At 66.4% G+C, this 5304-nt stretch carries 5 protein-coding genes; all 5 read left to right on the forward strand.

The window, feature by feature from the left end; all coding sequences use genetic code 11:
- Positions 1 to 295 precede the first annotated feature (295 nt).
- On the forward strand, positions 296 to 1531 hold the full coding sequence (locus ACRDUX_RS22780) for a hypothetical protein (RefSeq protein ID WP_526416762.1): 1236 nt from the start codon (positions 296 to 298) through the stop codon (positions 1529 to 1531).
- A complete protein-coding gene (locus ACRDUX_RS22785; protein WP_526416764.1) occupies positions 1522 to 3054 on the forward strand; it encodes a sugar ABC transporter ATP-binding protein in 1533 nt (510 codons plus the stop codon). Before ACRDUX_RS22780 ends, ACRDUX_RS22785 begins: the two co-directional genes overlap by 10 nt.
- Entirely contained in the window at positions 3051 to 4043 is a 993-nt protein-coding gene (locus ACRDUX_RS22790; RefSeq protein WP_526416766.1) for an ABC transporter permease, read from the forward strand. The genes ACRDUX_RS22785 and ACRDUX_RS22790 overlap by 4 nt, the downstream gene beginning before the upstream one ends.
- Complete coding sequence (locus ACRDUX_RS22795) at positions 4040 to 5092, forward strand: ABC transporter permease (RefSeq protein WP_526416768.1); 1053 nt, start codon at positions 4040 to 4042, stop codon at positions 5090 to 5092. The genes ACRDUX_RS22790 and ACRDUX_RS22795 overlap by 4 nt, the downstream gene beginning before the upstream one ends.
- The coding region (locus ACRDUX_RS22800; RefSeq protein ID WP_526416770.1) for a dihydroxyacetone kinase subunit DhaK at positions 5089 to 5304 on the forward strand (216 nt) is incomplete at its 3' end. The genes ACRDUX_RS22795 and ACRDUX_RS22800, both read left to right, overlap by 4 nt.

Raw genomic sequence — 5304 nt, forward strand, 5'->3', positions numbered from 1 at the left:
TTCCAGCCCTCCTCGGCTTCGTTTCAGCACCCGTCGTGATCAGGTGGTCTGATAAGCAACCATAGAAGTGGATTCGTCGACGTGTCAACCGTCACATTCACACTGCCCGTTGCCGGCACCCACTCTCGACGGATCACGCAATCGGCAAGGGATCGGCTGTGACATGCGAACTTCCGCATTTCATCGAATCCGGCGATGCCCCTTGACTGTGACGACCGACACGGTGCAGAGTTCAGACCACCTGATAACCAACCAAGGCCCTAGGTAGCCGTGTTTCCGACCCGAGGACTGTCGCATGCCACCGCTTGAAACGCCGTCACGCGAGCTGAGCGAACTCGTCGAACATCGCCGGGCGGGCGGTTTGCCGCGACGACAGTTCCTGCGCGCCGGCGCCGCAATGGGCCTGACCCTGCCTGCACTGGCGGCCGCCCTGTCGGCCTGCGGAGCCCCCGAGCGCGAGGTTGCCGGATGGTCGTCCCGTTACTACCCCTACGGGCGTGAGCCGGTAGCTACGTCGGTGGGCGAAGCCATCGACTGGTGGATGGACCGAACGGCGAACGACGCGGTGGACTGGCGAGCACCCGAGGTCACCCTGTCCGAGGCAGAAGTCACCGAGCTGCAGCAGTGTGCCCCGCGCATCGGCCATCAGTGGTACGGGCTGTACGTGCCCGCCGTCGCGGGGTGGAACGAATTCTGGCTCGACGAGGTCTCGCGATGGGCACCGAAACCGACCGTCTATGACGTTCAGGGGCGCGCCGACAGGGATATCCGCGGGGCTCAGGCGCTGGTGGGATCCCAGATCGCGGTAGCGGGAACGCTGGCGGTCAACTGGAATCTGTTTGGCGCCGCGATGCGCAAGTACCAGGCCGCCGACATCCCGACGACCAGCGTGGTGGCGCCCAGTTCGGCCTACTACCCGACCACCTGCACCCTGATGCCCGACCAGGTCGAATGCGGTCGCTCGCTGGCCCTCCCGATGGCCGAGATACTGGCGCGCAATGGCATCACCGAGTCCGATGTCGTCTTCATCCCCAGCCGTCAGCCGGCCTACTTCGACATCGCGCGAGAGATGGGGCTGGAAGAGGGCGTCAACGCCGCCGAAACTCAGTCCGTCGCGCGCCTGACTTTCGTGCGCGCCGCGCCGGCGGGCGAGTCGACCGAGGTCGAGTCCGCGGTGGCACAAGTCCTGGCCACCAATCCGGACGCACACGTGATCGCCGTGCTGAGCTATCGCTATGCGGGAGCGGCGGCCGCGATCAGGTCGGCGGGCCGTCGCGATGTCTGGATCATTGCCTTCGACCTCGAGCAGGGCACCGCAACCCAGCTGCTCGACGGCGGGTGGCCGGTCGCGGTGGCCTACAGCCTGCCCATCGCCCAATTGGGCCGGGCCGACGCGCATGTGATGGGCAAGATCCTGCTAGGCAAGGACGTCCCGCTCGTCGTGACTGCCCAGGGCACGCCGACCACCAGTGCCAATGTCGCGCAGGCCTATTCCAACGATTGGGGAGGCAGGGCCCTGCCGTGGAAGTGAATTCGGACACCGGTGTCGATGTGCTGCGCGTAGAGAACCTCACGAAGTCGTTCGGCGCCACAACCGCCCTACGCGACGTGAGCATGACGCTGCGGCGGGGTGAGATTCGCGCAGTCGTCGGACCGAACGGCGCGGGAAAGTCGACGCTCATGAAGCTCCTGCGCGGCGTGTACTCACCGTCGAGCGGACGAATTCTGCTCGACGGCAAGGAGATCAGGCCGACGCGCCCGGCCGACGCGGACCGGCTCGGCATCGCAATGGTCTACCAGGAACTCAGCGTGCTTCCCGACCTCACCGTGGCCGAGAACATCGTGCTCGGTCGCCCCGCGGTCAATCGGCTCGGCCTGCTCGACCGGCGGCGGGTACGCGACACTGCCGCCGACCTCGTGGCGAAGCTCGGCGTCACACTGCCCCTCGATGCGCTGTGCGGCGAGCTGACGGTCGGCCAGCGCCAGATGGTCGAGATCCTGCGTGCACTTTCGGCAGAGGCCAGGGTCCTGATCTGCGACGAGCCCACAGCTGCGCTGTCGCGTCCCGAACAGGATCATCTGATGGCGCTGCTGCGCCGGCTCCGCGACACCGGCGTGTCGATTCTCTACGTCACCCACCATCTCGCCGAGGTCTTCGAACTGGCCGATACCGTCACCGTCATCCGGGATGGTCGCGAAATAGCCACCGAGCCGGCGTCGGCGCTCGACACCGAGCAACTCGTGCGCCTGATGCTGGGGGAAACGGCGACCGCCGAGGCCACCAGAGCCTCGGGTACCGCCCTGTCCAGCCACCCAACCCCGGCGCTCTCAGTGAGCGGTCTGTCGACACAATCCGGTACGGTGGCCGACTTGAACCTGATCGTCCGGCCGGGTGAGATCGTAGGTCTGGCAGGAACATTGGGCAGTGGATGCAGCGACGTGCTGCGTGCGCTGTTCGGTGACGAGCCCATCCGGGACGGAACCGTCGCCGTCGGCGGCCAGCAGGTCGTCATCGGCTCGCCCAGAGCGGCACTGCGGGCAGGCATCTGTTTGGTGCCCGGTGATCGCAAGACCCAGGGGATCTTCCCGGGCCAGGCGCTGTGGAAGAACACGGTCTCCGCCCGACTGAGCGTGTTCACCGGTCGAAGCGGGCTGCTACGCAAGACCGCCGCCTTCCGGGCGGCCTCGCGAAAATGCTCGGAGGTCGGTGTGAAAGCCGATTCGATGCCCCAGCCGATCGACAGTCTCAGTGGTGGTAACCAGCAGAAGGCGATCCTGGCCCGCGCTCTGCTTGACTGCCCTCCGACGGTCCTCATGCTCGACGACCCGACCGTGGGCGTCGACGTGGGTGCCAAGCGCGAAATCCGACTGCTGCTGGACTCCCTGGCAGCCGAGGGTGTCGCAATACTGCTCGTCTCCTCGGAGTTCGACGAGCTGGCCGCGGTCTGCCACCGGATCCTCGTCGTCAGGTCTGGCCGGGTCGTCGACGAATTCGATGGTGCACACACCGACGAGAACAGGTTGCTCATCGCCGCGACGGGAGAACAGTCATGACCCAGATGCCCACCATTGAGCCCCAACGGGTTTGGTCACCGCGCGCGGTGGCGCGCACAGCGATCGAGCCGAGGCTACTGTTGCTGGCCGGTGTTCTGCTCGGCTTGATCGTGCTGTTCTCGGTGCTGGCACCGGGCTTCGGGTCACTGGCCAATCTGGCCGATGTGCTGAGGCAGAATGTGACACTGGTCGTGGTGGCGGTCGGTTTGACGTTTGTGCTCCTGGCGGGCGAATTGGATCTGTCGGTTGGGGCCATCACAGCGCTGGTGTCGGTTCTTGTCGCCCAGTCGGTGACCGCGTGGGGGCTGCCCGTGGTGCCGGCGGTACTGCTCGGTCTGGTCGTCGGTACCGGACTGGGTGCGGTCAACGCGCTGCTGGTCCTGGGTTTGAAGATTCCGTCCTTTTTGTCCACCCTGGCGATTCTGGGAGTGGTGCAGGGCCTGGCACTGACGGTCAGTCTGTCGGCGGTCGACGTGGCCGGCCGGCTCGGAGCGGGTTTCTCCGGCAGCATCGTAGGCATACCGGTGGTGATTCTCTACGGTGCGCTGGTCGCAGTCCTGGCGTCAGTCACGTTGAGCCGCAGCAGGTTCGGCTTGTGGTTACGCGCCACTGGCTCCGACCAGGATATGGCGCGCCTGGTAGGGCTTTCCGTGGCCCGGCACCGGGCAGCGGTCTTCGCGATCAGCGGACTGTGTGCCGGGATCGGTGGAGTGATAGTGGTCGGCCGCACGGGCTTCGGCGACGCTCTGTCGATGCCGGGACTGGGTATCGACGCTCTAGCCGCGGTGATCCTCGGCGGCACTCGTCTAGGTGGCGGTCGCGGCTCAATCGCCGGGACGGTACTGGCCGCCGTACTCATCGGGTTTCTCGCGAGCGGGATTCAGGCGGTCGGCCTGCCGAGCTCCGGGCAGGACATCGTCCGCGGTGTCGTCATTGGTGCGGCCGTGTTACTCATGCGGCCGCCGAGGCGAAAGGAAGCAATCGCATGAGTGACCTGAGGGCCGTTTCGGGGGAGGTGGATGCCGGCGGCGGCACGGCGCCCAGCGGGGTTCCGGTCGGCAAGCCCGCGATGGATCTTGCGGGTCCGGCAGCCGCGGCGGGCGTGCTGGTGATCCTGGGCACGTACTTTGCCTTCGCAGCGCCGGACGGAATGTTCTTGTTGCCAGGCAATCTGCTGGGCATGGCGCAGGACAGCGCCGCTCTGGCGATCGTTGCGTGCGGCATCACCTGTTGTCTCGTCGCAGGTGAGGTCGACCTTTCGGTGGCCGGGGTGATCGGTTTGTCGGGGGTTGTGGTCGCGCGGATTCTCGACGCCGGTGTGGCGTGGCCGGTAGCGGTGGTGGCGGCGATCGGGGCGGGCGCCGTGGTCGGGATCGTGAACGGTGTGCTCACCGCACGAGTTGCCCGACTGGTGCGGCTCTTTCCGTCGTTCCTGGTGACATTGGCCACCGGGACCGTGTGTATTGGTGTAGCGGAGGCACTTTCGCCAGGGAACGTCGACGTACCGATCATCGACCCGGCGTTCACCTTCTACTTCGGTTTCGACTCGACGCTGGGCGGTAACCGCCCTCTGCTGTACACCGCGGGGGTGCTGGTGGCGGTCTTCGTGCTGTTGCACAAGTCCGCAGTCGGCTACCGGCTGTATCTCGTCGGGTCCAACACCCGGGCGGCCCGGTTGGCGGGGCTGGACGTCCGAGGGCTCAAGTTCGTCGTGCTGGCGCTCAGTGGTGCGCTGGCAGGTTTCGCCGGTGTGATCGTTGCCGGCTTCCTCAGTGCAGGCTCGTTCGCCCAGGGTGACTCCGGGATCGAGATGACGGCCATCGCGGCCGCGGTTCTCGGCGGGACAGCGCTTTTCGGGGGTCGCGGGACCATCCTGGGCACTCTGTTCGGTGTGCTCGTCCTGGGCGTGCTATCGCAGGGGGTGTTGCTGATGCAGTTGACGACGACGGCGCAGCTGCTGGTCACCGGTATGGTTATCCTGGCGGCGATCGCGTTGGGGGAATGGGTTCGTCGGCGCACTTCTGGAGGTCGCTCATGACCGCCGCCGGCACCGCAGCTGATCACCACATGCGCAAAATCCTCAACACGCCGGAGGGCGTGGTCGACGATTATCTGGCGGGCCTCGCTGCAGCGCATCGCGACATCATCGTCCACGACCGCCAGAACCGCCTCATCATGCGTGCCGACGCGCCTGTGGCCGGCAAGGTGGGAATCGTCGCGGGCGGCGGATCAGGCTGTGAGCCCTTGCAC

The organism is Mycobacterium sp., assembly GCF_050701675.1.
Classification (GTDB): Bacteria; Actinomycetota; Actinomycetes; order Mycobacteriales; family Mycobacteriaceae; genus Mycobacterium.

Excerpts from the sequence above, each read along its gene's own strand:
- ACRDUX_RS22780 (WP_526416762.1), top strand. The coding sequence starts at position 296 with ATGCCACCGCTTGAAACGCCGTCACGCGAGCTGAGCGAACTCGTCGAA.
- ACRDUX_RS22790 (WP_526416766.1), top strand. The coding sequence starts at position 3,051 with ATGACCCAGATGCCCACCATTGAGCCCCAACGGGTTTGGTCACCGCGC.
- ACRDUX_RS22795 (WP_526416768.1), top strand. The coding sequence starts at position 4,040 with ATGAGTGACCTGAGGGCCGTTTCGGGGGAGGTGGATGCCGGCGGCGGC.